The organism is Rathayibacter sp. AY1F6, assembly GCF_002932035.1.
In the GTDB taxonomy this organism is placed as follows: Bacteria; Actinomycetota; Actinomycetes; order Actinomycetales; family Microbacteriaceae; genus Rathayibacter.
The window spans coordinates 216,365-242,200 of the sequence record NZ_PSVD01000002.1; the positions used below are offsets into that span (position 1 = coordinate 216,365).

The following is a 25,836-nucleotide window of genomic DNA, read 5'->3' on the forward strand; positions in this document are numbered from 1 at the left end:
GCCGTGTGGCCGCGTCGACGTGAGAACGAGACGCGAGCAGGATGCGGTGGGGGGTCGGGTCAGCTCCGCGAGTGCCCGTAGCGGTCGTAGACGCGGTTGCGGGCCGCCCGCTCGGCGGCGGGCAGGCGCTGCGCGTCGGCGATCTCGTAGACGCCGAAGGTGTCGCGCAGGCGCGAGGCCGGGTCGACCTCGACGAAGGTGCACCAGGGCAGCCAGTGGTGGTGGCTGCGCAGGGTCTGGGTCGCGAAGTCGCCGCTCTCGTGGCCGAGGCCGGGCATCGCGTAGCCGATGCTGCCGTCGACGTCGGTCGACTGGCGGGTGTTGCGGTGCAGGAACTCGGCGAAATCGAGGTAGTGCTCGTCGCCCGTGATCAGGTGCAGTCGGTAGTAGCTGTACGAGCAGGCCGCCATGTAGACGTCGGCGCCGCCGCCGAGGGTGATGATGCTCTGTCCGCTGATCGAGTACCGGTTGAAGGGATGCGCCCAGGGCGCGCGGACCGGGAAGGACCACGCGTAGGTCCAGGTCTCCGTGTAGTCGGCGGCGCGGACGGCGCCCTCCAGCCAGCGCGGCTCCTCCGTCAGGTCGTACAGCGCGAGGAAGCCGAACAGCCCGTAGATGCCCGCCTCCTTGTCCTGGATGTCGGCGTTGTCGCAGGTGCCGCCGCGGTACTCCAGCGTGCGGTGGATGTTCGCGAACGACCACTCGCCGGCGCGCACGGCGGACGCGCGGTAGCGCCCCTCCCCCGTCACGAGGTGCAGCTGCACGAGGAAGCGGATCACGCTCGGGGTGTTCGAGCGCGAGTCCATCCGCACCGACCCGTCGGCGTTGTAGGCGCGGTGGAAGCTGCCGTCGGCGTCCTGCACCTCGAGCAGCCAGTCGGCGGTCCGCCGGCAGAACTCGAGCCAGAGCGGGCGCTCGTCGCCGAGGTCGCGCAGGTGCAGGTAGGCGTCGAGGATCGCCTCGACGCCGTCGGCGAGCATCCGCAGGTAGTGCGGGTACGGCTCGAAGCCGCCGAGCGAGGGGTTGAAGCACATCCGCGGCGGGCCCGACTCGGGCAGCGCGGTCCGCGCCCAGAAGTCGACGATGCCGACGCCCTGCTCGAACGCCTCGGGCACGCCCTCGCGGTCCCCGTAGCGCAGCAGCTGGTAGCCGATGCCGGGCTGCTGCCCGACGAAGCCGAACTGGAACGAGACGCTCGAGACGTCCAGGTCCGGCAGCTGGCAGGCGAACGGCAGGCCCCAGGAGTCGCCGTAGCGGCGGGTGAGGCGCTGGAGGATCGCCATGCCGTGGTGGAAGTGCCGCTCGTTGTCGACCTCGAACAGGTCGTCGCGGAGCCGGGCGTAGGTGCTGCGCCAGGTGGCGCGCATCATCGTCGCGAAGTCGTCGTACCGGCCGAGGTCGACCGCGACGGCGTAGCGCTGGCGGAAGCCGACCTCGACCGGGTGGTTCACCCGCTGCAGGGCCTTCGGGGCGGCGTCGTAGTCGAGGCCGGAGTAGGGGTTGTCGATCGTGCGCTCGCCGTCGGCGCCCGGGTGGACGTAGTCGATCGACAGGCCCGCGGGCGGCACGTCGAGCGGGGTCCGCACGCCGAAGCCGTAGTAGAGGTAGTTCAGCGTCGTGCCCTGCGGGCGGCTCAGGCCGATCGAGCCGACGGTGCAGTCCGGGTCGGTGAAGTTCTCGGAGCGGACCACGTCCAGGCGCGGCAGCGTCGCGTCGGCCGCCCAGCGCGAGAGCGCCACGGTCTCGCCGGTCGCGAGGCTCTGCGCGGCGAACAGCGGCAGCGCGTAGTGCGTCTCGGTGCGCCAGAAGTACTCGCTGCCGGGGTCGCGGCCCATCGCGTCGGCGGGCCCGAAGGCGTTGTCGCGGTACCAGGCGCCGGGGGCGAAGCACTCGTAGTCGCGGAGGTCGTCGGACCCGGTCAGCCCGAGCGAGACGGCGGTGGAGAAGCCGAGGTCGCCGCCGGCCGCCAGCACCTCGACGTCGCGGTGCACGGAGAAGCCGTCGCCCGCGACGCGCCAGACGTCGGTGACGGCGAAGGCCGACCCGGAGCGGACGGTGATCGTCCCGCTCGCGGTGATCGCCCCCTCCGACAGCGAGACGTCGTCGAAGGGCGCGCCGGAGTACTCGCTGATCGCGGCGACGGTCTTGACCGTGACGCGCAGCGGCCGGTCGTTCGCGTAGAGGACGCGCTCGCCCGCGAGCACCTCGAGGCCGCCCGCCTCGACGCGGAGGGTGTAGTCGCCGGAGCGCAGTTCCACGGTGGTTCCTTCCCGGAGGGTCATCTCAGCTCTTCTCGTCGTGCGCGCGGGGGCCGGCCGATGGGGCGGCCCCCGCCGGCTCGTCCTCGAGCCGCTGCGCCCCGGGATCGAAGCGCCGCGAGCCCGGCCGGAACAGCAGCGCCACGCCGCCCTCGACCAGGCCCGCGAGCAGCAGCAGGATCGCGAACGGGATCAGCGAGATCTCGGCCCACGCGCCCATCACCGGCATCACCAGTCCGGCCGCCGTGAAGCTGACCGTGCCGAGGATCGCCGTGACGCTGCCCGCCTCGCTCGACGGGCCCTGCAGCGAGAGGTACTGCACCGGGGCGAAGCCGAGCGAGCGGCCGGCCAGCGCGAACGTCAGCGCGCCGACGACGACGAGCAGCGGCTGCGTGCCGGTGAGCGCGAGCACCGCGACCACGACGGCGCCGAGCGCCGTGACGATCGCCGAGGCGAACATCGCGAACCGGGGTCCGAACCGCGGCACGATCACCCGTCCCGTCGTCTGCCCGACCGCGATCGTCACGAGCGAGGTGACCAGGAACAGCAGCCCGTACAGGTCGGGACCGACCGCGTAGACGTTCGTGTAGAGGAAGGGAGCGGTCGCGAGATACGCGAAGCCGACCGACCAGCCCGCGGCCGAGGCGGCGGCGAGCGCCAGCACGCGCGGCCGGCGGAGCATCCCGAAGGAGTTGCGCAGCGACGGGCCGAGCCCGCCCTGGTGCCGCCGCTCGCGGGGCAGCGTCTCGGGCAGCACCAGGAGCGCGATCACGGTCGCGAGCGCTCCCCAGGCGGCGACCGCGAGGAAGGAGCCGCGCCAGTCGATCACCTTGGTCAGCTGCGCGCCGACGGAGGGCACCAGGATCGGGAAGACCGAGACGATCACGGCGAGGTTCGCGAGCATCGTGACGAGCCGCTTGCCGCTGTAGAGGTCGCGGACGATGGCGGTGACGACGACGCCCGCGGCGGTGCAGGCGGCGCCCTGGACGAAGCGGGCCGAGAGCAGCACGGCGGTGTCGGAGGTCATCGCCGCGACGAGGCTCGCCGCGATGTGCAGCGCCGCCGAGACGCCGAGCGGCCACTTGCGGCCGACCGCGTCGCTGAGCGGTCCGGAGACGAGCTGGCCGGCCGCGAAGCCGAAGGTGGCGCCGGTGACGACCAGCTGGGCGGTCGCCACCGAGACGCCGAGATCGTCCTGCAGCGTCGGCAGGAACGGCAGCACCAGGTCGATGGTGAGCGGCCCGAAGCCGACGAGCATCGCGAAGATCGGCAGCAGGAGGCGGCCGCGGGGCATCGCTTGGACGGCGGGGGAGGCGGTCATGAGCGCGGAGCGCAGGTCACGGAGGGGATCCTGTCCATCAGCTCCCGGCCGAGACCGGGAAGTAGAGCGAGAAGGGTTCGTCGACGACCTCGTGCAGAGGCCGGAAGCGGACGGCGGCGGGCTGGCCGACGGCGCGGTAGCCGCGCAGCCACTGGGTCCACTGCCGCTCGTTGTCGGGGGCGAGCAGGGCGGGGGCGTCCTCGAGGCGCCCCCGCAGCGCGATCTCGCGGTCGACGAGGCCGGCCAGCACGATCGGGCCCTCGACGAAGGCGACCGTGCCCGGCTCGTCCGGGATCGGCACGGCGCGGATCTCGGTGCCGAAGGCGAGGTCGACGCTCGTGCGGCCGCCGGGGTGCTCGATCAGGAGCGCGCCGTCGCCCGCCCGAACGCGCTCGGCGTCGCCCGCGACCCCCGGCTCGCCGACGGTCCACTCCGGCACCCGCAGCCGCACCTGCAGCGCGACCCCCTCCTCCGAGACGATCTCGACCCGGATCCGCGAGGCGGTGGGGCGGTGCACGTCGCCCGCGGCACCCGCGTTGGCGTCCGGGCCGACGTAGCCGGCGGTGTCGAGCACCTCGACCCGCACCGCCGCGTCGCCGGCGGCGGTCGGCAGGCGCAGGCTCGCGTCGACGTGCTGCGCGATCGTCAGCTCGGCGTCGCCGCCGCGGTAGAAGACAAGCCCGGAGTGGCGCGTGTGCGCCTGCACCAGCGTGCCGTGGCAGCACCAGAAGTCCTCGGTCGGGCTGCCCCAGTCCTTGCGGGCGCCGCCCTCGAGCGGCAGGAAGTAGGCGACCATCCCGGTCCGCGGGTTCTGCTGGGCGAGGAGGCCGTTCCAGAGGTTCCGCTCGATGTAGTCGGCGTAGGCGAGGTCGCCGGTCCAGCGCAGCAGCACGTCGGCCAGCCGGATCATGTTGTAGACGACGCAGTGCTCCTGCGTCTTCTCGCCGCGGCGAGCGGCGAACGCGAAGGGCGGCGTCCAGATCTCGCCGGAGGTCTGACCGCCCGTGCAGAAGGTGCCGCGGAGGGTGACCGCCTGCTCCCAGTAGGCCTCGACGATCCTCCGCCAGCGCTCGTCGCCGGTGACCTCGTAGGCGCGGGCGGCGCCGAGGACCTCGGGGATCGTGGTGTTGGCGTGCATGTTGGTCAGCACGTCGCGGCCCTCGAGCAGGCCCTCGAAGAGGGAGCGGCGGTCGTAGCGGCCCAGTAGCTCGGTGTAGACGGGGTCGCCGGTGATCGCGAGGAGGTCGGCCCAGACCTCGAGCATGCCGCCGGTCTCGACCTCGAGGATCTCCTGGAACGCGGCGTCGTCGAATCCGCGGACCCACTCCAGCAGCGGGACCGTGGCGGCCCGCGCCATCCGCAGCGCCCGCTCGTCGCCGAGGTTGAGGTGCAGGTCGACGAGGCCCATCAGCAGCTTGTGCATCGCGTACTGCGGCGCCCAGATGGGGCGGCCGGTCGCGAGGCGGTCGAGGTAGCCGCGCGGGATCGCCCAGATCCAGCCGCCGCCGTTCTCCTCCTGGCAGCGCTCGAGTCCGTCGAGCACGGAGTCGATCCGGACGCGCAGCAGCGGGTCGCCGGTGACCGCGACCTCGCGAGCCGCTGCGGAGAGCCAGTGGCCGAGGAAGTGCCCGCGCAGCTGCGAGCCCGGCGTCTCCCAGCCCCAGTGCCGGTCGAGGCCGCGGGCCTCGCGCGAGTCCTGCGAGGGGTGCAGGTGCCAGCCCTGGTCGCCGATCCCGGCCTCGATCAGGAAGTTCTGCAGCAGCCCCTCGTCGGTGAGCGAGAGGAGGTAGTCGCGGTTGAGCCGCCGCCGCGCGTCGAGCACCCCGCGCTCCAGGCGGGTCTCGTGCGGGGCCGGGTGGGTCAGCGGCATGGGTGCTCCTCGTCGAGGCGGTGGGTGGTGGGGATGAGCGGTGCGAGCGGTGGTCGATCGGCGCGGGTCGATCCGCGCGGTGGTCCATCCGACCGAGGGTCGAGATCGATCTCTCGCTGTACTCAGACCAGGATCGACGATAGGAATGGGGACATGCAATCCCCGAGAGTGATCCATCTCGTCGCCGATGACGTGTCCGCCCTCCTCACTCAGTCGGGAGGCGACCTGCCCGTGCTGCTGCACTGGGGTCCGCGACTCGACGCGAGCGACGACGATCTCGCAGCTTTCGCAAGAACTCCCGCGCGGACGGGGATCGAGGGCTCCTCCGACGTCCCCTACGAGCCCGGGATACTGCCCGAGCACACCTTCGGCTGGGCCGGCCTGCCGGGTCTCCGGGTGCACCGGGAGGGCGCCGGCTGGTCGCCGAGGCTGACCGTGGACGCCGTCTCGGTGGACGGGGAGGCCCTCGCGGAGGGCGCGGTCGCGCAGGCCGGCAGCGCCGCTGTGACCGTCGAGGCGCACGACGCGCAGGCCCGGATCGGGGTCGTCGTAGAGATCGTTCTCTCTCCTGCCGGACTGCTCAGGACCCGCGTCTCGGTCCGCAACGACGGCGCCGGGCACCTGGAGGTGATCGGCGTCGACCCCGCCCTCCGGATCCCGACCGAGGCCCGCGAGATCCTGGACTTCTCCGGCCGCTGGGGCACCGAGAAGATCCCCCAGCGCCACCCCGTCGTCACCGGCACCCACTCCCGCTCCTCGCGGCGCGGCCGCACCGGCCTGGACGCGACGACGGTCGTCGCGGTCGGCACCCCCGGCTTCGACTCCGCCGACGGCCGGGTCTGGCTCTGCCACGTCGGCATCGGCGGCAACCACGAGCACGCGGTGGAGCGCGGCGACGGCTGGCTCGCCTTCCGGGGCGGCGAGCTGCTCCTGCCCGGCGAGGTGCGCCTCGCGAGCGGCGAGAGCTACTCCTCCCCCTGGATCTCCGGCAGCTTCGGCCACGGCCTCGACGCCGCGGCCGCCCGCTTCCACGCCCACCTCCGCGGGGTCTCCCGCTCCTCGCGCCGGCCGCGCCCGGTGACGCTCAACGTCTGGGAGGCGGTCTACTTCGACCAGGACCTCGCCGTCCTCGCCGAGCTGGCCGACCGCGCCGCCGCCCTCGGGGTCGAGCGCTACGTGCTCGACGACGGCTGGTTCCTCGGCCGCAGCGACGACCGCGCCGGCCTCGGCGACTGGACGCCCGACCCCGTCGCCTGGCCCGACGGCCTCCTCCCCCTCGCCGAGCACGTCCGCGGCCTGGGCATGGAGTTCGGTCTCTGGGTCGAGCCCGAGATGATCAACGAGGACTCCGACCTCGCCCGCGCGCACCCCGACTGGATCCTGCGGGCCCGCGAGGAGCTGCCGCCGCGGTTCCGCTTCCAGCAGGTGCTCGACCTGACGAACCCCGACGCGTTCGCGCACATCCTCGCCGTGCTCGACGGCCTGGTCGCCGACCTCGGCGTCGCGTACCTCAAGTGGGACCACAACCGCGACCTGATCGACGCGGGCCACCCCGCCACCGGGACGGCGGCGGTGCACGAGCAGACGCTCGCGCTGTACCGGCTGATCGACGAGCTGCGCGCCCGGCACCCGGAGCTCGAGATCGAGAGCTGCGCCTCCGGCGGCGGCCGGGTCGACCTGGGGATCCTCGAGCGCACCGACCGCGTGCACACCTCCGACAACCAGGACCCGCTGGACCGCTCGCGGATGCTGCGCTGGACCGGGCTGCTCGTGCCGCCAGAGATGCTCGGCTCGCACGTCGCCTCGCCGGTCAACTCCGTCACCGGTCGCACCAGCGACCTGCACACCCGCTGCGCGATCGCCTTCCTCGGCCACTTCGGGATCGAGTGGGACCTCCGCGAGCTGGACGCGGAGGAGGAGCCCGTGCTGGCGGGCTGGATCGCGGCGTACCGCGAGCACCGCGGCCTGATCGCGACCGGCCGGGTCGTCGGGGGCGACGACTCCGACCCCGACGCGCCGTCGCTGCGCGGCGTCGTCGCGCCGGACGGCTCGGAGGCGCTGTACACGCTGGTCACGCCCGCGCTGACCGCGGACTCGCGCCGCCGCGTCCGCCTCCCGGGCCTGGATCCGCGGGCGCGCTACCGGATCGAGACCGCGCGCCCCGGCTCGCTCGGCCCGCCCTGGCAGAGCCCGCACTGGCTGGAGTCGACGGTGCCGCTGGACTCCGACGACCCGGCCCCCGCCTACCCGGGGAGCCTGCTGGGCGAGGCGGGCCTGGACCTGCCGACCTTCCACGCCGACCGCGCGATCGTCCTGCGGCTCGTCCGCGAGACCGCGTGAGCACCGCCGCCGATCCCGGCGTCCTCGACACCGCCGCCGCCGGAACCGCCGCCGCCGATTCGTCCGCCACCACCCTGGAGCACCCCGTGAACAGCACCGTCACCGTCGACCTCGACCGCCCCGGCGCCACCATCAGCCGCCACCTCTACGGCCACTTCGCCGAGCACCTCGGCCGGTGCATCTACGACGGCTTCTGGGTCGGGGAGGACTCGCCCGTCCCGAACGAGGGCGGGATCCGCCTGGACGTCGTCGAGGCCCTCCGCGCCCTCGACATCCCCAACCTCCGCTGGCCCGGCGGCTGCTTCGCCGACCGCTACCACTGGACCAACGGCATCGGCCCGCGCGAGGAGCGCCCCGGCCTGATCAACACGCAGTGGGGCGGAGTCGCGGAGGACAACTCCTTCGGCACCCACGAGTTCATGGCGCTCTGCGAGCTGCTCGGCGCCGACGCCTACATCTCGGGCAACATCGGATCCGGCACCGTGCAGGAGATGGCGGACTGGGCCGAGTACCTCACCGGCGCGGGGAAGTCGCCGATGGCCGATCTGCGCCGCTCCCACGGCCGGGAGGAGCCGTGGACCGTCCGCTTCTGGGGGCTCGGCAACGAGACCTGGGGCTGCGGCGGCAACATGCGCGCCGGCGCCTACGCCGACCTGGCGCGGCAGTTCGGGACCTTCGTGCAGAGCGGCAACGACACTCCGCTCTACCGCGTGGCGGCCGGAGCCGACGGCGCCGACACCCACTGGACGCAGACGCTGATGGAGGTGATCCCCGAGATCGAGGGACACCCCTTCTCCTCCGTGCCGTGGGAGTCGGTCTCGGTGCACTACTACACGATCGGCGGCAGCTGGCACGCGAAGGGCAGCGCGACCGACTTCGACGCCGACACCTACTGGAGCACGATCGTGGCCGCGCAGGGGATCGAGGAGCTGCTCCGCTCGCACGCCGCGGTGATGGACGTCCACGACCCCGAGAAGAAGTACGGGATGGTGCTCGACGAGTGGGGCACCTGGTGGGACGTGGAGCCGGGGACCCACCCGGGCTTCCTCTTCCAGCAGAACACGATCCGCGACGCGATGGTCGCGGCCTGGCACTTCGACGTCTTCCACGGCTTCGCCGACCGCCTGACGATGGCGAACATCGCGCAGACGGTGAACGTGCTGCAGGCGATGCTGCTGACCGACCCGGACGGCGGCGAGATGGTCCGCACGCCGACGTACCACGTGTTCGAGATGAACAAGGGGCACCACGACGCGACGGTGCTGCCGACCACGGTCGCCGGCCCGACGCACGCGGTCGACGGCCGCGAGATCCCGGTCGCCTCCGCCTCCGCCTCCACGAAGGACGGCCGCGTCCTGGTCTCGCTGACCAACGTCGACCTGGAGGAGCCGCTCGAGGTCTCCCTCGACTTCCGCGGCGGGACCGTGACCGGCGCGACCGGCCGCCTCCTCACCGCCGACCGCCCCGACGCGCACAACCGGCCCGGCGCCGCCGACGAGGTGAGCCCCGTCGCCCTCGAGGGCATCGAGACCACGGCGACAGGCCTGCGCGTCACGCTTCCCCCGCACTCCTTCGCGACCGTGACGCTGGAGCTGTCGTGATCGCCGCACGCACGGAGGCCGCCCGCCGCCCGCCGATGGGCTGGAACAGCTGGGACTGCTTCGGCGCCTCGGTGACGGAGGAGGAGGTGCTCGCGAACGCCGAGTACCTCGCCGAGCACCTCCTGCCGCACGGCTGGGACACGGTCGTCGTCGACATCCAGTGGTACGAGCCCGATCCCGGCACGAGCGACTACCAGGAGGTGTCGGAGCCGGTGCTCGACGACTGGGGACGCCCGCAGCCCGCCGTCGGACGCTTCCCCTCCGCGGCGACGGGCGGGTTCACGGCGCTGGCCGCGCGCGTGCACGCCCTCGGCCTCCGCTTCGGCGTGCACCTGATGCGCGGCGTCCCCCGCCGAGCGGCCGAGCTCGACCTGCCGGTGCTCGGGTCGGAGGCGACCTGCGCCGACATCGCCGACCGCGGGAACGTCTGCCCGTGGAACCCCGACAACTACGGAGTCGACATGAGCGCGCCCGGCGCGCAGCAGTACTACGACTCCGTGATGGCGCAGCTGGCCTCGTGGGGCGTCGACTTCGTGAAGCTCGACGACGTGCTCTACCCGCCGATCCAGGCGGAGGAGATCGCCGCCCTCTCCCGCGCGATCGACGCGACCGGCCGTCCGATGGTGCTGAGCCTCTCCCCGGGCAAGCAGCTCTCGCTCGAGAACCTCGAGGTGCTGCGGTCGACCGCGCAGATGTGGCGGATCTCGGACGACTTCTGGGACGACTGGGCGCACCTGCACGAGCAGTTCCAGCGGGCGGCGCGCTGGGCGCCGCACCAGCGCCCCGGCGCGTGGGCCGACGCCGACATGCTGCCGCTGGGGCGGATCGGCGTGCGCGCGCACGTGGGCGAGGACCGGCTCTCGCGGTTCACGCCCGCGGAGCAGCGGACGCTCGTGACGCTGTGGTGCCTGCTCCGTTCGCCGCTGATGATGGGCGGGCACCTCCCGGACACGCCCGCCGACACGCTCGCGCTGCTGACGAACGGCGACGTCCTCGCGCTTCTCGGCAGCGACGGCAGCCGCGAGATCGTCCGCGACGGCGACCTGGTGGTGTGGTCGGCGTGGCGCGGCGACGAGCAGTGGCGCGGAGTGTTCTGGCTGGGCTCGTCGGCGCGGTCCTACTCGGCGCATCTGGCCGACCTGGGCTGCTCCGGCGCGACCTCGGCCGTCGAAGTGTGGAGCGGCGCCGAGCTGCCGATCGTCGGCGGCGCCGTCGAGCTCGAGCTCGAGCCGCACGGCTGCCGCCTGCTGCGCCTGGCCTGACGCGCGGGCGCCGGCCGGAGCGGGCGGGGCCCGCCCCGGCCCGCCCCGGCCCGCCCCGGCTCGCCTCGGCGAGAAGCCAGGAGTCGTCGCACTCGAGACCGACCGCGACAACTCCTGCGCACTCGCGACCGGCCTCGGGACGCCGGACGCCCGTCGCTCCTGTGCCGAGCACCCCGAGACTCCAGGAGTTGTCGCACTCGAGACCGACTGCGACAACTCCTGCGCACTCGCGGAACCGCGATCGGAGGAGTCCGGCGAGAAGCCAGGACTTGTCGCACTCGACTTCGAGTGCGACAACTCCTGCGCACTCGCGAGCGGAGTCGGCGGCGGAGGCGGCGGCGGATGCGAAGAGACGCAGGAGGCCGTCAGGAGCGGGCGGCCGCGGGTCAGGACTCCGTGTCGACGAGCGAGTCGAGGTGGGCGAGGTCCTCGGACGAGATCTCGAAGTCGACGTCGGCGTTCTCGACGATGCGCGAGGGCGTCGTCGACTTCGGCAGCGGCAGCACGTCCTTCTCGAGCAGGTAGCGGATGCAGAGCTGCGCCACCGACTTGTCGTACTTCGCGGCGATCTCGCCGATGTCGGAGTTGGCGAGCAGGCCGCCCGTCGCGAGCGGCGAGTAGCCCTCCACGAGGATGCCGTGCTCCTTGCAGTACGCGGTCGTCTCGTCCTGGGTGTTGCCGACGAACCAGCGGATCTGGTTGGCGTGCGGCACCACGTCGGTCGCCGCGATCAGCGACTCCAGATCGGCGACCTGGAAGTTCGAGACGCCGATGGCGCGCGAGCGACCGGCCTCGAGGATCTCCTCCATCGCCTTCCACGCCGCGATGTTGCCCTCGCGGTGGTCGGAGCCCATGTCCTGCCAGGGCCACGGGGCGTGGATGAGGTACAGGTCGACGTGGTCGAGCTCGAGCGCCGCCATGGTGGTCTCGAAGCTCGCCTTCGCGCCCTCGTAGTCCTTCACCTCGGCCGGGAGCTTGGTGGTGATGAACACCTCGTCGCGCGGGACGCCGCTGTCGCGCAGTGCCCGGGCGACGCTCGCCTCGTTGCCGTAGGCGCGGGCGGTGTCGATGTGGCGGTAGCCGGCCTCGAGCGCGGCGGTCGTCGCGTCGTAGGCCTCGGGGCCATCGGGGATCTGCCAGGTGCCGAACCCGATCTTCGGGATGGCGACTCCGTTGGACAGCGTGAACGTGTCGGTCAGGGCGGGCATGACTCTCCTCTGCATCGGTCTTCTCCGCGGGCCGCCACCGGCGGCGCCGCTCCTTCCACGCTAGGCCGGGCCCCCGGCTCGCGCGGGCCCCTTGCGCTTGGCGCCTCCGGTGCTACGCGGCCGTCGCGCTCCCCGCCGCCGACCCCGCAGAAGTCGCAGGTCTCGCGCGCGAGTACCGCGACTTCCGCGGGGTCGCGAGCCGGCACCGCCGGCCCGCCCCAGCGAGCGGCCGGCGCCTCCCCCCTGAGGCGCCGACCGCTCAGCCTCGCGCCACCGACCAGGGGGTCCGCAGCGCCCGCTCGGCGAGCAGCCGCCGCTCCCCCGTGATCGACACCTCCGCCGTCACTGCCGCGTCCGCCGCCGAGGCGCCGGCCGTCAGCCGCAGCGGCCCCGGGTCCACGGCGAGCCGGCCGTCCTCCCCCGTCACCGCGAGCCGGGCCGCGTCGACGTGCAAGTGCACCGTCAGCGTCTCGCCCGCCGCGATCGGCACGCGCGCGAAGCCGATCAGCTGCGCGACCGGCCGCACCACCGCCGAGGTCGGGTAGCCCGCGTAGAGCTGCACCACCTCGACCGTGTCGGCGCCGTCGTTCCGGAGCGATACCGCCACGTCGAGCGATCCGCCGACCGGCAGCTCCGCCGCCGTCGCCAGCTCCGTGTACGTCACCGCGCCGCGGGTCAGCCCGTAGCCGAACGGGTAGAGCGGAGTCGCGTCCAGCGCCGTGATCCCGGGGTTCGAGAGCCCGAGCGACGGCTGCAGGTACGTGGTCGACGCGGACGGGAGCCGCGGGATCTGCACGGGCAGGCGCCCGGTCGGAGCCACACGGCCCGAAAGCACGCCGGCGACCGCGGCCGCCCCGTCCGCTCCCGGGAAGAACGCCTGCACGAGTCCGCGCGCCGCTCCGAACGCCCCGAGCGCGTAGGGCCGGCCCGAGAGGACGACCACCACGGTGGGCACGCCGGTCTCGAGCACGGCCGTCACCAGCGGCTCCTGCGCTCCGGGGAGGCGGAGGTCGGCCGCGTCGCAGCCCTCGCCCGAGGTGCCGTCGCCGAAGAGCCCGGCGATGTCGCCGACCACGACGACCGCCGCGTCGGAGCCGCGGACGAGGTCCACCGCCTCCTGCACGCCGTCGGTCGACGCGGAGGTGATCGAGCCGCCCTCCGCGAAGCGCACGCGCGACGCTCCGAACTCCTCCTGCAGCGCCGTCAGCACCGTCGGGATCGACAGGCCGAGGTCGTGCCCGGGGTGCTTGGAGAGCACGTGGTTGGGGAACGCGTAGCAGCCGACCAGGCTGCGGAACTGGTCCGCGGCCGGTCCCACGACGGCGAGCGAGCCGGAGGACAGCAGCCCGACGACGTCCTCGTCGCGCAGCAGCACGACCGACTCCTCCGCGATTCGCGACGAGATCGCGCGGTTGCGGGCGCTGTCGAGGTCGACCTCCTCGGCCCCCTCGGGCACCAGCGGGCCGCCGTCGAGCAGGCCCGCCTCGAACTTGTGGCGGAGGTGCCTGTCGACGGAGCGGTCGAGGTCGGCCTCGTCGACGACGCCCTCGCGGATCAGGCGCGGCAGCTCGCCGTACGCCGCCGTCTGCGGCAGCTCGACGTCGACCCCCGCGTGCAGCGCCAGGCGCCCCGCGTCGGCCGCATCGACCGCCACGTGGTGCATGGCCTGGAGGAACGGCACCGCCCAGTAGTCGGCGACGACCGTGCCCTCGAAGCCCCAGCGATCGCGGAGCAGCGTCGTCAGCAGGTGCCGGCTGGCGCTGCTGGGCACGCCGTCGATGTCGGTGTACGAGGTCATCACGCTGCGGGCGCCGCCGTGCCGCAGGGCGGCCTCGAACGGTGGCAGCACCGTGTCGGCGAGCTCGCGCGGCCCCATGCTGACGGGTCCGTGGTTGCGGGCGCCGCGGGAGGCGGCGTACCCGGCGAAGTGCTTCAGCGTCGCGACGACGCCGGTCCCCTCCAGCCCCGCGACGTAGGCGGCGCCGAGCTGCGAGACCAGGTACGGGTCCTCGCCGAGGGTCTCCTCGACGCGGCCCCAGCGGTAGTCCTTCACGACGTCGACGACCGGGGCGAGGCCCTGGTGGATGCCGAGGGCGCGCATGTCCGAGCCGATCGCCTCCGCCATCTCGCCCACGAGCTCCTCGTGGAAGGTGGCCGCCCAGGCGAGCGGAGTGGGGAACGCGGTCGCGCCGTACGCGGCCAGGCCGGTGAGGCACTCCTCGTGCGCGATGGCCGGGATGCCGAGGCGGCTGCCGGCGACCACGCGCTCCTGCAGCTCGCGGAGCCGGCGGACGCCCTCCGGGACGGTGACCGGCTCGGTGCCGAACACGCGGGTCAGCTGGCCTAGGCCGCCGGTGAAGAGGTCGTCGCCCGCGGCGGGCCCGTTGTCGAGCTTCGGGGCGAAGTCGTCGGCGGAGTCGGTGAGCCAGACGGAGCCGAGCTGCGCCGCCTTCTCCTCGAGGGTGAGTTCCTGGGTCAGGAGGCGGGCGCGCTCGGCCGGAGGCAGAGCGCGGTCCCGCCAGTCCCGCCCGGGAGGACGCGCGGCGTCCGTCCCGGGCAGTGCTGGGGAAGCGTCGTGCATCAGCCCTTGAACGCCCCGTCCATGATCCCGGACACCATCCGGCGGCCGACGAAGAAGAACGCGATCAGCAGCGGGAGGGTGGCCATGAACGATCCGCCCATCGCCAGGGCGACGTCGATCGAGCGGTTGGCCTGCAGCTGCTTCAGCGCGATCTGCACCGTGAACAGCTCCGGCGACTTGAGGACGATGAACGGCCACATGAAGTCGTTCCAGACCGCGGTGAAGGTGATCAGTCCGAGGACGAACGCCGCGGGGCGGACCACCGGGAAGGCGATGCGCCAGAACAGCTGCCACGAGTTGGCGCCGTCGATGCGGGCCGCCTGGATCAGCTCGTCGCTGACCGTCGTGGACATGTGCTGCCGCATCCAGAAGATGCCGAAGGCGCTGGCCAGGCCCGGCACGATGATCGCCTGGAGGGTGTCGACCCAGTCGAGCGCCGAGACGATCAGGTACTGCGGGATGATGCTCAGCTGCGCCGGCACCGTCATCGTCAGCAGCACGATCAGGAACAGCACGTTGCGGCCCGGGAACTGCAGCTTCGCGAAGGCGAAGCCGGCCATCGCGCAGAGGATCGCCGAGATGACGGCGATGCTCAGCGACACGATGAGGCTGTTCAGCATCGAGGCGATGAACGGGACGGTGTCGAACACCTTCTCGGCGATCGCCATGAAGTTCGTGCCCGGGTACAGGCGCGGCGGGATCGACGTGACGGCGGTCGCTCCGACCGACGCGACGACGAACATGTAGTAGAGCGGGAAGATCGAGACGAGCACCGCGATCACGAGGAAGACGTAGGTCGGCCAGCCGACTCCGCCGCCCTTCCCGCGCCGCTTCGGCAGCTGTGCCTTCTGGACCGTGGGGGCCAGCGTCTGCGGGACGGCCTGGTCGATCACATCCGACATCAGACGGCCTCCTTCCGGGTGCGGGTGGAGAGGTAGAAGTTGAGGAGGGAGACGAGGACCACGATCACGAACAGCACGACGCCGATGGCGGATCCGTAGCCGAACTTGAACTGGCCGAAGCCCTGCTCGTAGAGGAAGAGCGCCAGCGTCTGGCACTGCCGGCCGGCGCCGCAGGTGAGGCCCGATTCGGGAGCCACCAGGAGCGCCTCCGTGAAGATCTGCAGACCGCCGATGGTCGACATGATCACGGTGAAGACGATGATCGGGCGCAGCGCCGGGATCGTCAGGTGGCGGAACTGCTGCCAGCTGGACGCGCCGTCGACGGAGGCCGCCTCGAACATCTCGCGGGGCAGCGACTGCAGGCCCGCCAGGTAGAGGAGCGTGTTGTAGCCGAACCAGCGCCAGAAGACCATCGTCGAGATGACGATCCAGGAGCCGTAGTTCGTGGCGAGGAAGTTGATCGACGGCAGTCCGAAGATGCCGAGGAACCAGTTGATCAGGCCGAAGTTCTTGTCGAAGATCTGCGCGAACACGATCGCGGTCGCCGCGACGGAGGTGATGTACGGCACCAGCAACGCCATGCGGAAGAAGTTCGCCCAGCGGAGGCGGGCGTGGTTCAGCAGGTGCGCGAGGAAGAGGGCGAACAGCAGCTGGGGCACCGTCGAGATGATGAAGATGCCGAAGGTGTTGACCAGCGCGTTCCAGAACCGGGAGTCGGCGAAGAGCTGCTGGAAGTTCGCGATGCCGACGAAGGTCTGCTCGCCGATCGGGTTCCAGTCGAAGAGCGAGACGTAGAACGTGAACAGGAGCGGGAAGAGCCCGAAGACGATGAAGATGATGAAGAAGGGCGCGACGTACGCGTAGGGGGCGATCCGCTCCGAGAGGGAGTTGCGGATCCGCGCGGCCTTCTGGACCGGCGCGCTGGGCTGCTTGCGCTGCTTGCGGGGTGGTGCTGCTGTCACCGTTGACACGGGAGTACCTCCGTCGAGAAAGGGGGGAGGGGCCCGGCGCGCGAGGCGCCGGGCCGCTCGGGTGGGTGGGGCGATCAGCCGCCGATGGCCTGCTTGGCCGTGTCGAGTGCGGTCGACCACGCCTTGTCGGAGGTCACGTTGCCGGCCTCCAGCTCGACGAGGGTGTTGAGGAGCGCCCCGTTGATCGGGGTGGTGTCCGGTCCGTTGTAGAAGGACGGGAACTGCTCGACGGAGGTCGCCATGACCTCGCCGATCTTCGAGTCGCCGAAGAACGGGTCGGTGTACGACTGGACTTCTTCGCTGGCGACCGCCTCGGTGGCGGCGGGCAGCGTGCCCGAGGCCTTGAAGTGGTCGGTCTGGCCCTCAGCCGACATCATCGTCTTGATGTACTGCCAGGCGGCCTCGGGGTGCTCGGCGCGGGCGGGGATGGCGATGACGCTGCCGCCCCAGTTGCCGCCGATGCCGGGGACGCTGGTGACGCGCCAGTTGCCGGCGGTGTCGGGGGCGTCGGTCTTGATGCCGGCGAGGATCCACGAGGGGGCGATCGTCACGGCGAAGGCGCCGTTCGCGCGGCCCGGAGCCCAGCCCGAGGACCAGGCGGCGATGCCGGCGCTGATGCCGGCGTCCTTGGTGTCCACGGCGACCTGGAACGCGTCCTTCACCTGCGGGTTGGTGTCGTAGACCAGCTCGCCGTCGGGCGAGTAGTACTTCTCCGAGACCTGGTTGACGGTCGAGAAGAAGACGCTGGTCTCGATGTTGTCGACGAACGGCTTGCCGGTCGCCTCGGTGTACTTCTTGCCGGTCTCGATGAAGGACGGCCAGTCCTTCCAGAGCTCGGCGACCTGGTCGGGCTCGGTCGGCAGGCCGGCCTGCTCGAAGAGGTCGGCGCGGTAGGCGAAGCCCAGTCCGCCGACGTCGGTCGGGACGCCCACGACGGAGCCGTCGTCGGCGGTCGCGGCGGAGGCGGCCCACGGGAGGTAGGTCGAGGCGACGTCGTCGCCGCCGAGGGTGCGCAGGTCGAGGAAGTTCGAGCTGTTGGCGACGAACTGGGGCAGGTCGTCGTTCTGGATCATGACCAGGTCGGGCACCTTGCCGCCGGCGAGGGCCGCGGTGAGGGCGGTGGCGGTCTCGGTCGTGCTGCCGACCTCGGAGAGCTTGATCTTCGCGTCGGGCATCTTCGCGAGGTACTCGTCGACGCTGTCCTTGGCGTTGATGCCGGTGAAGGACCAGAAGGTGGCTTCGGCGTTCGGGTCGTCCGAGGCGCCTCCTCCCCCTCCGGACGAGCACCCGGTCAGTGTGAGCGCGACTACTGCTGCTGCGGCGGCTACGGCCGTCAGGCTTCTTTTCACGACAATTCCTCTTCGTTGGGGATTCGCAGGGTTTCGGTGAGGGCGGGCCTCAGAGAACGATCTCTTGGCGGCCAACCTAACCCGCCCGCGAGCACGATGCAAGCGAGAACCGGTCTCCGCGAGATAACGATCTCCGCCTAGTATCAAAGGGAAGTTTCGCAAATCGAGCAGTTCCGGACGGCCGCCCGCCGACCCGTGCGAGTCTTCACTCCGACGTTCTCCCCACCGTGCTCCGCGGGGAGGCGCGGAAGCCGGAACCTCCCCTCGCAGAAGGAAGCAGCATGACTCGACCCACGCTGGTGGACGTCGCCCAGGCCGCGGGCGTCTCGCGCGCCACCGCCGCCCGGGTGCTCGCAGGCGGCACCAATGTCGACGTCCGGATGACCGCCGCGGTCGAGCGCGCCGCGAAGTCCCTCGGCTACGAGGCGAACAGCGCCGCCCGGATGCTGCGCGGCGGGCGGGCCGGGGCCATCGCCCTGATCGTCGCCTTCAACGAGCTGGACAGCCTCACCGGGACGTTCTTCACCTCGGTGCTGAAGGGCGCCGCGAAGGGCCTCTACGCCGGCGAGGTGCAGCCCGTGCTGCTGCCCGCCGACCACGACGACAGCGACCGCATCCCCCGCTTCCTCCGCTCGCGGGCCGTCGACGGCGCGATCGTGATCCTCCAGCACGAGATCACCCACCTCGCGCAGGCGCTGGCCGACTCCCCCGTGCCGATCGCCTGGGTCGGCCGCCCGCGCGTCGCCCTGCCCGAGGACGCCATCGTCATCGACTCCGACAACTACGGAGGCGGCCGCCTCGCCGCCCGCGCGCTCGCCGACTCCGGCCGCCGGCGCCTGGGCATCATCGCCGGCCCGCACGACATGGAGCCCGCCCGCGACCGCATCCGCGGCTGGCGCGACGAGCTGACCGAGCTCGGCCTCGACTCCAGCCCGATCGTGCACGGCGAGTTCACCCACGAGAGCGGTTCCGCCGCGATGGCGCGCCTCCTGCAGCGCCACCCCGACCTCGACGGCGTCTTCGCCTCCTCCGACCTGATGGCCAACGGCGCGATCCGCGTCCTGCAGGCGTCCGGCCGCCGCGTCCCCGCCGACGTCTCCGTCATCGGCTTCGACGACGTCGTCATCGCGACCACCTCGGATCCGACCCTCACGACCATCCGGCAGCCCCTGGAGGACATGGGCCGCGTCGCCGCCGAGACCGTCGTCGCCGTCGTGCAGGGCCGCCCGGTCGACCGGCAGCCGATCCTCGCGACGACCCTCGTGCAGCGCGAGTCCGCATGATCCCGCCTCCCGCGCACCGCCTGATCGTCAGCACCGACGCCGCGAACGAGGCCGACGACCAGTTCGCGATCGTCCAGGCGCTGCTGACCGAGACCCTCGACGTCCGCGGTCTGGTGGCGGCGCACTTCGGCCGGCCGGGGAGCATGCCGGAGTCGCGCGCCGAGATCGACCGCATCGTGGAGTTGGCGGGATCGACGGTGACCGTCGTCGACGGCGCCGAGTCGGCCCTGCCCGCCGAGGCGTCGGACGGCGCCCGCCTGATCGTCGCGGAGGCTCTGCGCGACGACGGCCGGCTGTGGATCGCCGTGCTCGGGCCGCTGACCGACGTCGCCGCCGCCCTGCTGCTCGAGCCGTCGATCGCCTCCCGCGACGTCGTGGTCGTCTGGGTCGGCGGCCCGCCCTACGACGAGATCCCCGCCTACAGCCCCGAGTTCAACCTGATCAACGACGTCGGCGCCGCGAATCTGGTGCTCGAGTCGGGCATCGCCCTGTGGCAGATCCCGATGCCCGTGTACTCCGGAGTCGGAGTCGGGCACGCCGAGCTGCGGACGCGCCTGCGCGGCACGAGCCCGCTCGGGGACTACCTGGTGGACCAGCTGATCGCGTTCAACGACACCATCCCGTACGGGCCGCTCGACTTCCGGTCGCTGGGTGACAGCCCGGCGATCGGCGCCGTGATGAACCCCGCCGGCGGACGCTGGCGGAAGCGCCGCGCACCGCGGTTCTCCGCGGACGGCGAGCTCCTGCCCGACTCCGGGCCGTACACGATCCGGGTCTGCGAGGCGTTCGACACCCGCTGGCTGATCGAGGACCTGTTCGCGAAGCTCGTGGAGTTCGGGGAGCGGGCGGGCGCTGGGCGCTAGCAGTTCCCCCGGCGAATACTTCACTGCGAGAGTCCGGTAGACGAACCGGGGCCTCGTGCCGGCGGACACGCCTCCGTGCGCCGCGGCCAGGCTCCTGCGACTAGGCGTAGAGACGCAGATCGCTTTCGAAGAGCGACTCCGCTCTCAGTTCCTCTATGAACTTCTGGAGAGCCTCCACCGCGAGCGTCTCGGAGTCCTCAGAGTTCGCCGCTGCGCGCGCGGCTCTCAGCACCGCTTGATATCTGGCATAGATCGCATGCTGGGCATAGACGGCCTCGAGCACGTCTCCTAAATCCAGGAAATATCGGTAGAGAGTTCCAACCCGACACCCGCACGTGCGGCCACCTCGGCAGTCGTCGCCCGATCTCGGCCGACGTCGATGACGACGTCCCGTGCCGCCGCGACGATCGCCGCTCGTGAGCGACGATCCCGATCCTGAAGAGGTTCCGCCGGTCTTCTGCGACAGTTCGAACTTGTCATGAGCACAACAGTGCGACCTCTCCCTTAGAACGTGAAACATACTCATGTGGTCATTTCGAGATCGTTCGGCGCGGATTCCGGCTACCGCACCGCTTCTGTCCTTCATCTCGGAGCGAAGCCCGCCGCTTCCGCGCAAAATGAGCCCGCAAGCCGGGTCCGATTTGGCTTTCAAGTACAACCAGAGTCGCACTCACTGAAAGGCGAGTACAACTCCATATCCGAGTGCGCCACTTATCCCGCCACTCGGACGATGACTCTTGACACTCACGAGCCTCAATGAGACGGTTCTGCGACTGCGGATGCAAGCCTGCGTCCGTCGAGAACCCGCCGATTGAAGGGAAGTACAACATGTCGTCGATCGAACTCAAAACCCTCTCCGAAAAGATCCGAGGTCTTGCATGCGTGGTCGCAGTACTTCTTGGCGCCGGAGCAGCCGCACCGCTCTCGACAGCAGCCCCGACAGAAGATCCGTGGGCGGATATGCGCGCCGGCTATGCATCACTCGGTACCGAACCTGCCACCGTCGAAGCGCTGGTCTCCAAACTCGAAAGCGGACAGCCCGTGGACGCATTCTTGGGCGCGGAACCCGTTTCGTCTCACTCCTACGTTCAAATAGGAGATGGCCCGCTAGCCGACGATGGAGACCTCGTGACAGTGTCGATCTTTCCGGACGGTTCCGCGAACACTGTTGCAGTGGAGAGCCCATCCGGCACTCCTGGAGGAGTCGCCACAATGGCTCAGATCGGCGGTTGCTCCGTGCAGACGGGCTCGGGATACCAGAACTCGAATGGGTGCTCGGTCACAGCGACATGGTCGGCCGGCGCGATCCAGGCCGGGTTCGTAGCCAGCTACTCACTTATTCAGGGCGGCTACGATCAGATCATCGGAACAGGCATGACGTGGCAGCGATGCAGCCCGATGACGTGCTCGAGCCCAACTTTCACGGTCAAGAAGATGAGTGAGGGGTTCTCCGGCCCGGCAGTACTCCGAGGACAGCGCGACGTGACGGCTCCTTGGGGAAGCTGGAACGTCTGGGTTGCTCTGAATGTCGGCGGAGACCGCGCCTGGGCGACCCAGTCCTAAGGAGAACATCAATGAGTAACGTGACAGATGAGATCAGCCCAGGGCTTGGACTCGACATCGCAAGCTATGCCTGGATCACATTGTATGTAGCACTGACCACGCTGGCTCTCGTGGTCAACTGGAGGCGCTCCGCTCCACGTGGTGAGAAGTTGGCCTGGCTCCTGGTCACTGTTCTGATTCCGCTTGTCGGCGCCGTGACTCTCCTTGTTTATTCTGTTATCCGTTCGCGTCGAGATTTTGGCGAGTAATAGTTCTAGACAATAAACGCACTTATCGATGATAGCCGCAGGGAAGCACCTGATGAGGTGTTCCCTGCGGCTCTCATCCATGTTGCGCCCCACCCCCTTGCGAGCAAAGTATCCACACGACCCGAAGCCGCCACCTAACGCTTCAGTTCCTTGATCTTGGAAGCCAAAACGCCATGTGAAACCCGGAAGATGTTTATCGTTCTGGTCGTTTCATCTCAGACCTTGAAGAATTCGAGGGGAGAGGGAGCTCGCGCGACACAAGTACCTACTCCTCACAGCGGAGGACTGGCGCCGGCTGGAGTGCCTGGTCGCACGAGACCTCGGGCGGCTTGCACGAACGGCACTGTCCGCGACACGGGTATAGGCAGCTCTCGCGGACTGGCCCAGTGACGCCCGAAAAGCAGAACTCTGCGACGTATCCCTCCCCGCCGCCCACGACGCGGCGTCGACGGGCATCGGCTCCACGGCCGTCTCCGGTCGACACCGTGACCACTTGCACCCGCTGAACCGATCCGAGAAGGCGGCTCGCACGGTCCGCTCGCGGCTACGAGCATTACTCTGCCAGGCTAGGTTTGCGCCGCACAGAACAGGGCGACGGGCCGGGAGTGGACGACTGCTGGAAACAAGACGGCCGCCCTTTCCCTCTGCTTGGAGATACCCCTGATGGCACAGACGCTGACTCTGATCGATGATCTGAACGGCTCCGCGATCGCCGCCGGTGGAACCGTGAAATTTTCGATCGAGGGCGTGAACTACGAAATAGATCTGTCCGCGGAGAACGCGGCCGAGCTGCGCGGTGTTTCCGAGAAGTACGCGACCGCCGGCCGCCGCGTGCGCCGGGAACGCTTCGCGGCGCCGTCCACGTCCTCTGCCCGAACGCAGAACGGTAGCCGGAGGGGCGCTCGATGCGCAGCAGCGCGTGCGCAAGGTCGCTGCCGCCCGTCATCCCGGAGGACACGGCGAACCGGTGAGCGGTGAGACCGAGGGCGATGACGCGATCCGCGTCCTTGGGGAGGGTCTTGCGAGCGAGGAACGTCGCGATCCACTCGCGGCGCACCTTCTCGGCCGCGTTCCACGCCTTGTTGTTGGCGATGAGAACCTTCCGCTCCGCGGACTTCTCAGCACGCTCCTCCTCGGTCTGCGGTTGCTCGGGGGCTCCGTAGGCGTAGGTGAATCCGGCGGCGGTCGGGCCTGGACGAGGAGCGTGACCTCGACCTCGCCGCGCCAGCTGGTGTCGATGAGCACTCCGCGGCCGGAAGCGACGGCGACCTGCTCGGGGGTGACGCTCTTCCCGTCCTCGCCACGCAGCTGCCGCACCGGCGTCCACGTCGCCTGGTCGCCGTAAGCGTCGGAGCGGGTGAGGATCTGGAAGACGTTGCCGGTGTACTCGGCGGCGGTCGCCGCGAGGAGCCCCTGGTGCGCGGCCTCGTCGCGGAGGGTCTGCGCGGTGTGCTCGAACCGGGCCGGGTCGTGTATGGCGACCTCGATCAGGGTCGCGCGGGCGTCGGCGTCGTCCTCGAACTCCAACAGCACCGCCGCCTGGTCCAGGGTCAGCTCGTGCTCGTGCAGAACGGACGTGACGGTCGCGGACTCCGCGACCGCGAGGCCCTTCTACACCGCGTCGGTCTTGGTGCCGGTGCGCTTGGCGATCGCAGCGGCGGAGACGCCCTCGAACGCGAGCTGCGCCCACGCGGCGGTGCGATCCGCGACGCTCAGCTCGGCGCGCTGGTCGTTCTCGATGATCTGCTGAACGATCCGGTCGGCGGTCGTCTCGTCGCCCTCCACGACGTAGACCGGGATCGTGGGCACTCCGGCCTCGCGGGCGGCGAGAGTGCGGCGCTGTCCGGCGCGGACGATGACGTTTCCGTGCTCGTCGCGGCGAGCGAGGACCGGGGTGATGACGCCGTTCTCGCGGATCGACGCGATGAAGTCCTTCGTCAGCGGGGCGCTGGTGCGGACGTTCGCCTCGATCACGAGGACGGTCGGGTCGATGTGCTGAACGGTCCCGGTTCCGGTGGTGATAGTCACGATGGTTTCTCCTTGATCGGTGTGCGACCATGAAGGTGACGAGTCCCGTGGTGTTAGCCGCACTACGGGGCTTTTGTCGTCTTCCTGATCGTTTTTCTTTGCCTCTCCGGCGAGTGAAAACCAATTGAGTGGAGTCGGCGGAGTGACGGCTCTCTTGGGCGAAATAAGGGAGCGTGCGACCGCGTCCGAGAGAGACGGCACGTAGCCGACGGAGCGAGATAGGTTGAAACCGCGGAGAGGTGAAGAAAACGGGTAATCCGGCCGCGTAGCGGCTCCCGCCGGCGGTGCTCCGTCACCGCTGCGCGTGCGAAGCTCGCGCCCCACCGGAGAAACGACGTCGGTAGGCTTCGGCTAGGTGACGCTTGATCACCCCGGACGGGAGAACGACATGAACGCCGTGATCTACCGCATTCGATCCATCGCCGCATTGCTCCGCGCGAAGTTCACCACAGCGCCGGCGGCGCTTCCGACGGATCCGTTCGGGGAGCCGCCTCGCGAGGCTCACGACCCGCGCTCGTACCAGGAGGAGTCGTGGAAGGCACCTGCGCCTTCCACGCTCAACTTCCACTGAAGCCGTGCTCCCTAGGGGAGCATGAGGGGTTCGCCCCTCACAGGCTGGCCTGCACCGTTCACCGACCTGAGCGGTTGCTCGATGCTTTCGGCGCGGAACTCAGATCGACTGCGGTCGGATCTGTACGCGATTGACGGCGTAGGCGGCGCCACCTGCGATGATCCCGGCGACGAGGAAGGCCGGGAGCGGAACGAACCCGAACGCGGGGACGTACGTAGGTTCGGTGAGGCCCGCGGGAAGCAGCGGGACGCTGACCGCGATAGAGCTACCGAGTGCGGCCCCGATCGACTCGCGCGTGACGGTCAGCCGGCGGCAGGCGCGGCGGACCACCGCTCGGCTTGCGAGTGCACCGACTGCGCTGTAGGTGCCCACGATCGCCCCGAGGATGACTGTCACGATGAAGAAACCGACAAAACCGACGACGCCAATGGCGATTTGGTTCCCATCGCTGAAGTCGTTGTACTGGAACAGCAAGGAGACGAAAGGGGCGCTGTAGAGGATCGCGACGATGGCTCCGAGGAACGCGCCCACACAGACGGGGTGTCTTTTCATCCACAGGGGCACGTGTACTCCTTCGTTCTGAGGCTCACAGTAGCCCTGTCACAGCGGCCCTGCGCCTCCTAATCGGCCACTACACCCGCGGCGCTCGGTGCTCGAGCGATCGAACGGTCACGCGACGGGCCTTCACCTGAAAACTCACAAGCCCGCCTGACGACGTGGAAGGCGCCCGCGGCCTCCACGACGATCCGATTCCAGGAAGATCGCGCTCCCGATGAGGTGAAGAAAACCTAGAATCGCGCCGCGTAGCGGCTCTCGCCGGCGGTGCTCTGGCGCCGCTGCTCGAGCGGAGCTCGCGCCCCCGAACGGGGAGACGGGTGAGGCTTTGACCGTCTGCGCGACCGCAGTTCCGTCCGGCGCGAGAAAGCGGCCTGTGGCACTGTGTGCAGATGATGATGTGGCGTGAGACGGCGTCAGCCGAAGCGCAAGAGGATCTCGACGGCCTGCTCGATCTGACGATGACCCGCGCCGTTGAGGCTCTCGGAAAGCGCGGTGAGCTCGGCCCGTTCTCCGCCTCGATCGACACCGACGGGCGCAGCGTTCTGAGCATGGTGGAGCCGGAGCCGGGTCGCGGGAACAACTCGTCCCAGGCGGACCTCGACGAGCTCCGGCGTGCGAGCAGAGAGAATCGGCAGTCGTTACGGGCGGTCGCGTACGTCAGCGTGGTCACGATCAGCGGGAGCGGTGATGCCATCCGAGTCGAGTCGGAACATCGGGAGGGCATCGCGCTGGTGGTCCTGGTTCCCTACACCCGGCTTCGTCTTCGCAAGCAACTGAAACTCGGCGAGATGCGCCTGCAGGCCGGCGTAGTCGACATCTGGGCGCCGGAGGTCTGACTTCCTCGCAACCGATGACCACGCATGACCGCGTGTCCCACGAGGAACGCGATGCCGAGCGTGAGCCAGGCCAGTAACCAGGCGAGCAAAGGACTCGCCGCGTAGCGGCTCCCGCCGGCGGTGCTCCGTCACCGCTGCGCGTGCGGAGCTCGCGTCCCGCCTCCGGCGGAACACGGGGGAGCGCGAGGGGATCGCCCCTCGTGGCCGGCCCGAAGGCCGGCCC

At 70.4% G+C, this 25,836-nt stretch carries 20 protein-coding genes; 9 read left to right on the forward strand and 11 right to left on the reverse strand.

What is annotated here, in order from left to right:
• Positions 1-59 precede the first annotated feature (59 nt).
• The 3 genes from C5C44_RS03105 to C5C44_RS03115 are packed head-to-tail and all read right to left on the reverse strand — an operon-like array spanning position 60 to position 5,449.
• Positions 60-2,258 (reverse strand): hypothetical protein, encoded by a 2,199-nt coding sequence (locus C5C44_RS03105; RefSeq protein ID WP_104335332.1) that lies wholly within the window; start codon positions 2,256-2,258, stop codon positions 60-62.
• A gap of 25 nt (positions 2,259-2,283) precedes the next feature.
• Positions 2,284-3,579, reverse strand: coding sequence for a multidrug effflux MFS transporter (locus tag C5C44_RS03110; RefSeq protein ID WP_104335263.1), 1,296 nt, complete (start codon positions 3,577-3,579; stop codon positions 2,284-2,286).
• 37 nt (positions 3,580-3,616) lie between these two features.
• On the reverse strand, positions 3,617-5,449 hold the full coding sequence (locus C5C44_RS03115; protein ID WP_181132679.1) for a beta-L-arabinofuranosidase domain-containing protein: 1,833 nt from the start codon (positions 5,447-5,449) through the stop codon (positions 3,617-3,619).
• A 153-nt stretch (positions 5,450-5,602) separates the two neighbouring features.
• Between C5C44_RS03115 and C5C44_RS03120 the strand changes: the two genes are divergently transcribed.
• The 3 genes from C5C44_RS03120 to C5C44_RS03130 are packed head-to-tail and all read left to right on the forward strand — an operon-like array spanning position 5,603 to position 10,652.
• Positions 5,603-7,789 (forward strand): alpha-galactosidase, encoded by a 2,187-nt coding sequence (locus C5C44_RS03120; protein WP_104335264.1) that lies wholly within the window; start codon positions 5,603-5,605, stop codon positions 7,787-7,789.
• Positions 7,786-9,390, forward strand: coding sequence for an alpha-L-arabinofuranosidase C-terminal domain-containing protein (locus tag C5C44_RS03125; protein WP_308471033.1), 1,605 nt, complete (start codon positions 7,786-7,788; stop codon positions 9,388-9,390). Before C5C44_RS03120 ends, C5C44_RS03125 begins: the two co-directional genes overlap by 4 nt.
• Positions 9,387-10,652 (forward strand): glycoside hydrolase family 27 protein, encoded by a 1,266-nt coding sequence (locus C5C44_RS03130; RefSeq protein WP_258066640.1) that lies wholly within the window; start codon positions 9,387-9,389, stop codon positions 10,650-10,652. The genes C5C44_RS03125 and C5C44_RS03130 overlap by 4 nt, the downstream gene beginning before the upstream one ends.
• 386 nt (positions 10,653-11,038) lie before the next feature.
• Here the strand turns inward: C5C44_RS03130 and C5C44_RS03135 are convergent, their stop codons facing one another.
• The 5 genes from C5C44_RS03135 to C5C44_RS03155 form a co-directional block, all read right to left on the reverse strand.
• Positions 11,039-11,860 (reverse strand): aldo/keto reductase, encoded by an 822-nt coding sequence (locus tag C5C44_RS03135; RefSeq protein WP_104335265.1) that lies wholly within the window; start codon positions 11,858-11,860, stop codon positions 11,039-11,041.
• A 259-nt stretch (positions 11,861-12,119) separates the two neighbouring features.
• Positions 12,120-14,441, reverse strand: a complete 2,322-nt coding sequence (locus C5C44_RS03140) for a glycoside hydrolase family 3 N-terminal domain-containing protein (RefSeq protein ID WP_104335266.1) — start codon at positions 14,439-14,441, stop codon at positions 12,120-12,122.
• Positions 14,441-15,343: a carbohydrate ABC transporter permease gene (locus tag C5C44_RS03145; RefSeq protein ID WP_104224678.1), complete on the reverse strand. Its 903-nt coding sequence runs from the start codon at positions 15,341-15,343 to the stop codon at positions 14,441-14,443. Before C5C44_RS03145 ends, C5C44_RS03140 begins: the two co-directional genes overlap by 1 nt.
• Positions 15,343-16,305, reverse strand: coding sequence for a carbohydrate ABC transporter permease (locus tag C5C44_RS03150; RefSeq protein WP_104224677.1), 963 nt, complete (start codon positions 16,303-16,305; stop codon positions 15,343-15,345). Before C5C44_RS03150 ends, C5C44_RS03145 begins: the two co-directional genes overlap by 1 nt.
• A gap of 83 nt (positions 16,306-16,388) precedes the next feature.
• Positions 16,389-17,663 (reverse strand): extracellular solute-binding protein, encoded by a 1,275-nt coding sequence (locus C5C44_RS03155; RefSeq protein ID WP_104226495.1) that lies wholly within the window; start codon positions 17,661-17,663, stop codon positions 16,389-16,391.
• A gap of 281 nt (positions 17,664-17,944) precedes the next feature.
• Here C5C44_RS03155 and C5C44_RS03160 point away from each other — a divergent pair, with 281 nt between their 5' ends.
• Both C5C44_RS03160 and C5C44_RS03165 read left to right on the forward strand, forming a co-directional pair.
• Complete coding sequence (locus C5C44_RS03160) at positions 17,945-18,946, forward strand: LacI family DNA-binding transcriptional regulator (RefSeq protein ID WP_104335267.1); 1,002 nt, start codon at positions 17,945-17,947, stop codon at positions 18,944-18,946.
• Complete coding sequence (locus C5C44_RS03165; protein ID WP_104335268.1) at positions 18,943-19,809, forward strand: nucleoside hydrolase; 867 nt, start codon at positions 18,943-18,945, stop codon at positions 19,807-19,809. The genes C5C44_RS03160 and C5C44_RS03165 overlap by 4 nt, the downstream gene beginning before the upstream one ends.
• Before the next feature lie 100 nt (positions 19,810-19,909).
• Here C5C44_RS03165 and C5C44_RS03170 read toward each other — a convergent pair whose 3' ends face one another.
• Entirely contained in the window at positions 19,910-20,092 is a 183-nt protein-coding gene (locus tag C5C44_RS03170) for a hypothetical protein (RefSeq protein ID WP_104335269.1), read from the reverse strand.
• 473 nt (positions 20,093-20,565) lie between these two features.
• On the opposite strand from C5C44_RS03170, the gene C5C44_RS16635 reads away from it, so the two are divergent.
• The 3 genes from C5C44_RS16635 to C5C44_RS03180 all read left to right on the forward strand — a co-directional run bounded on the left by C5C44_RS16635 (position 20,566) and on the right by C5C44_RS03180 (position 22,598).
• Complete coding sequence (locus C5C44_RS16635) at positions 20,566-21,372, forward strand: hypothetical protein (RefSeq protein WP_146084292.1); 807 nt, start codon at positions 20,566-20,568, stop codon at positions 21,370-21,372.
• A gap of 11 nt (positions 21,373-21,383) precedes the next feature.
• Positions 21,384-21,620, forward strand: a complete 237-nt coding sequence (locus C5C44_RS17510) for a PLDc N-terminal domain-containing protein (RefSeq protein WP_104335270.1) — start codon at positions 21,384-21,386, stop codon at positions 21,618-21,620.
• Positions 21,621-22,283: 663 nt separating this feature from the next.
• Positions 22,284-22,598 (forward strand): histone-like nucleoid-structuring protein Lsr2, encoded by a 315-nt coding sequence (locus tag C5C44_RS03180; protein WP_104335271.1) that lies wholly within the window; start codon positions 22,284-22,286, stop codon positions 22,596-22,598.
• Positions 22,599-23,231: 633 nt separating this feature from the next.
• On the opposite strand, the gene C5C44_RS16895 is transcribed toward C5C44_RS03180, so the two are convergent.
• Together C5C44_RS16895 and C5C44_RS03200 are read right to left on the reverse strand one after the other, a co-directional pair.
• Positions 23,232-23,648: a ParB/RepB/Spo0J family partition protein gene (locus C5C44_RS16895; RefSeq protein ID WP_181132681.1), complete on the reverse strand. Its 417-nt coding sequence runs from the start codon at positions 23,646-23,648 to the stop codon at positions 23,232-23,234.
• 670 nt (positions 23,649-24,318) lie between these two features.
• Positions 24,319-24,783 carry a hypothetical protein gene (locus tag C5C44_RS03200; RefSeq protein ID WP_146084293.1) on the reverse strand — a complete coding sequence of 155 codons (465 nt, stop codon included), beginning with the start codon at positions 24,781-24,783 and terminating at the stop codon, positions 24,319-24,321.
• A gap of 383 nt (positions 24,784-25,166) precedes the next feature.
• Between C5C44_RS03200 and C5C44_RS03205 the strand changes: the two genes are divergently transcribed.
• Positions 25,167-25,613 (forward strand): hypothetical protein, encoded by a 447-nt coding sequence (locus C5C44_RS03205; RefSeq protein ID WP_104335276.1) that lies wholly within the window; start codon positions 25,167-25,169, stop codon positions 25,611-25,613.
• Positions 25,614-25,836: the final 223 nt, after the last annotated feature.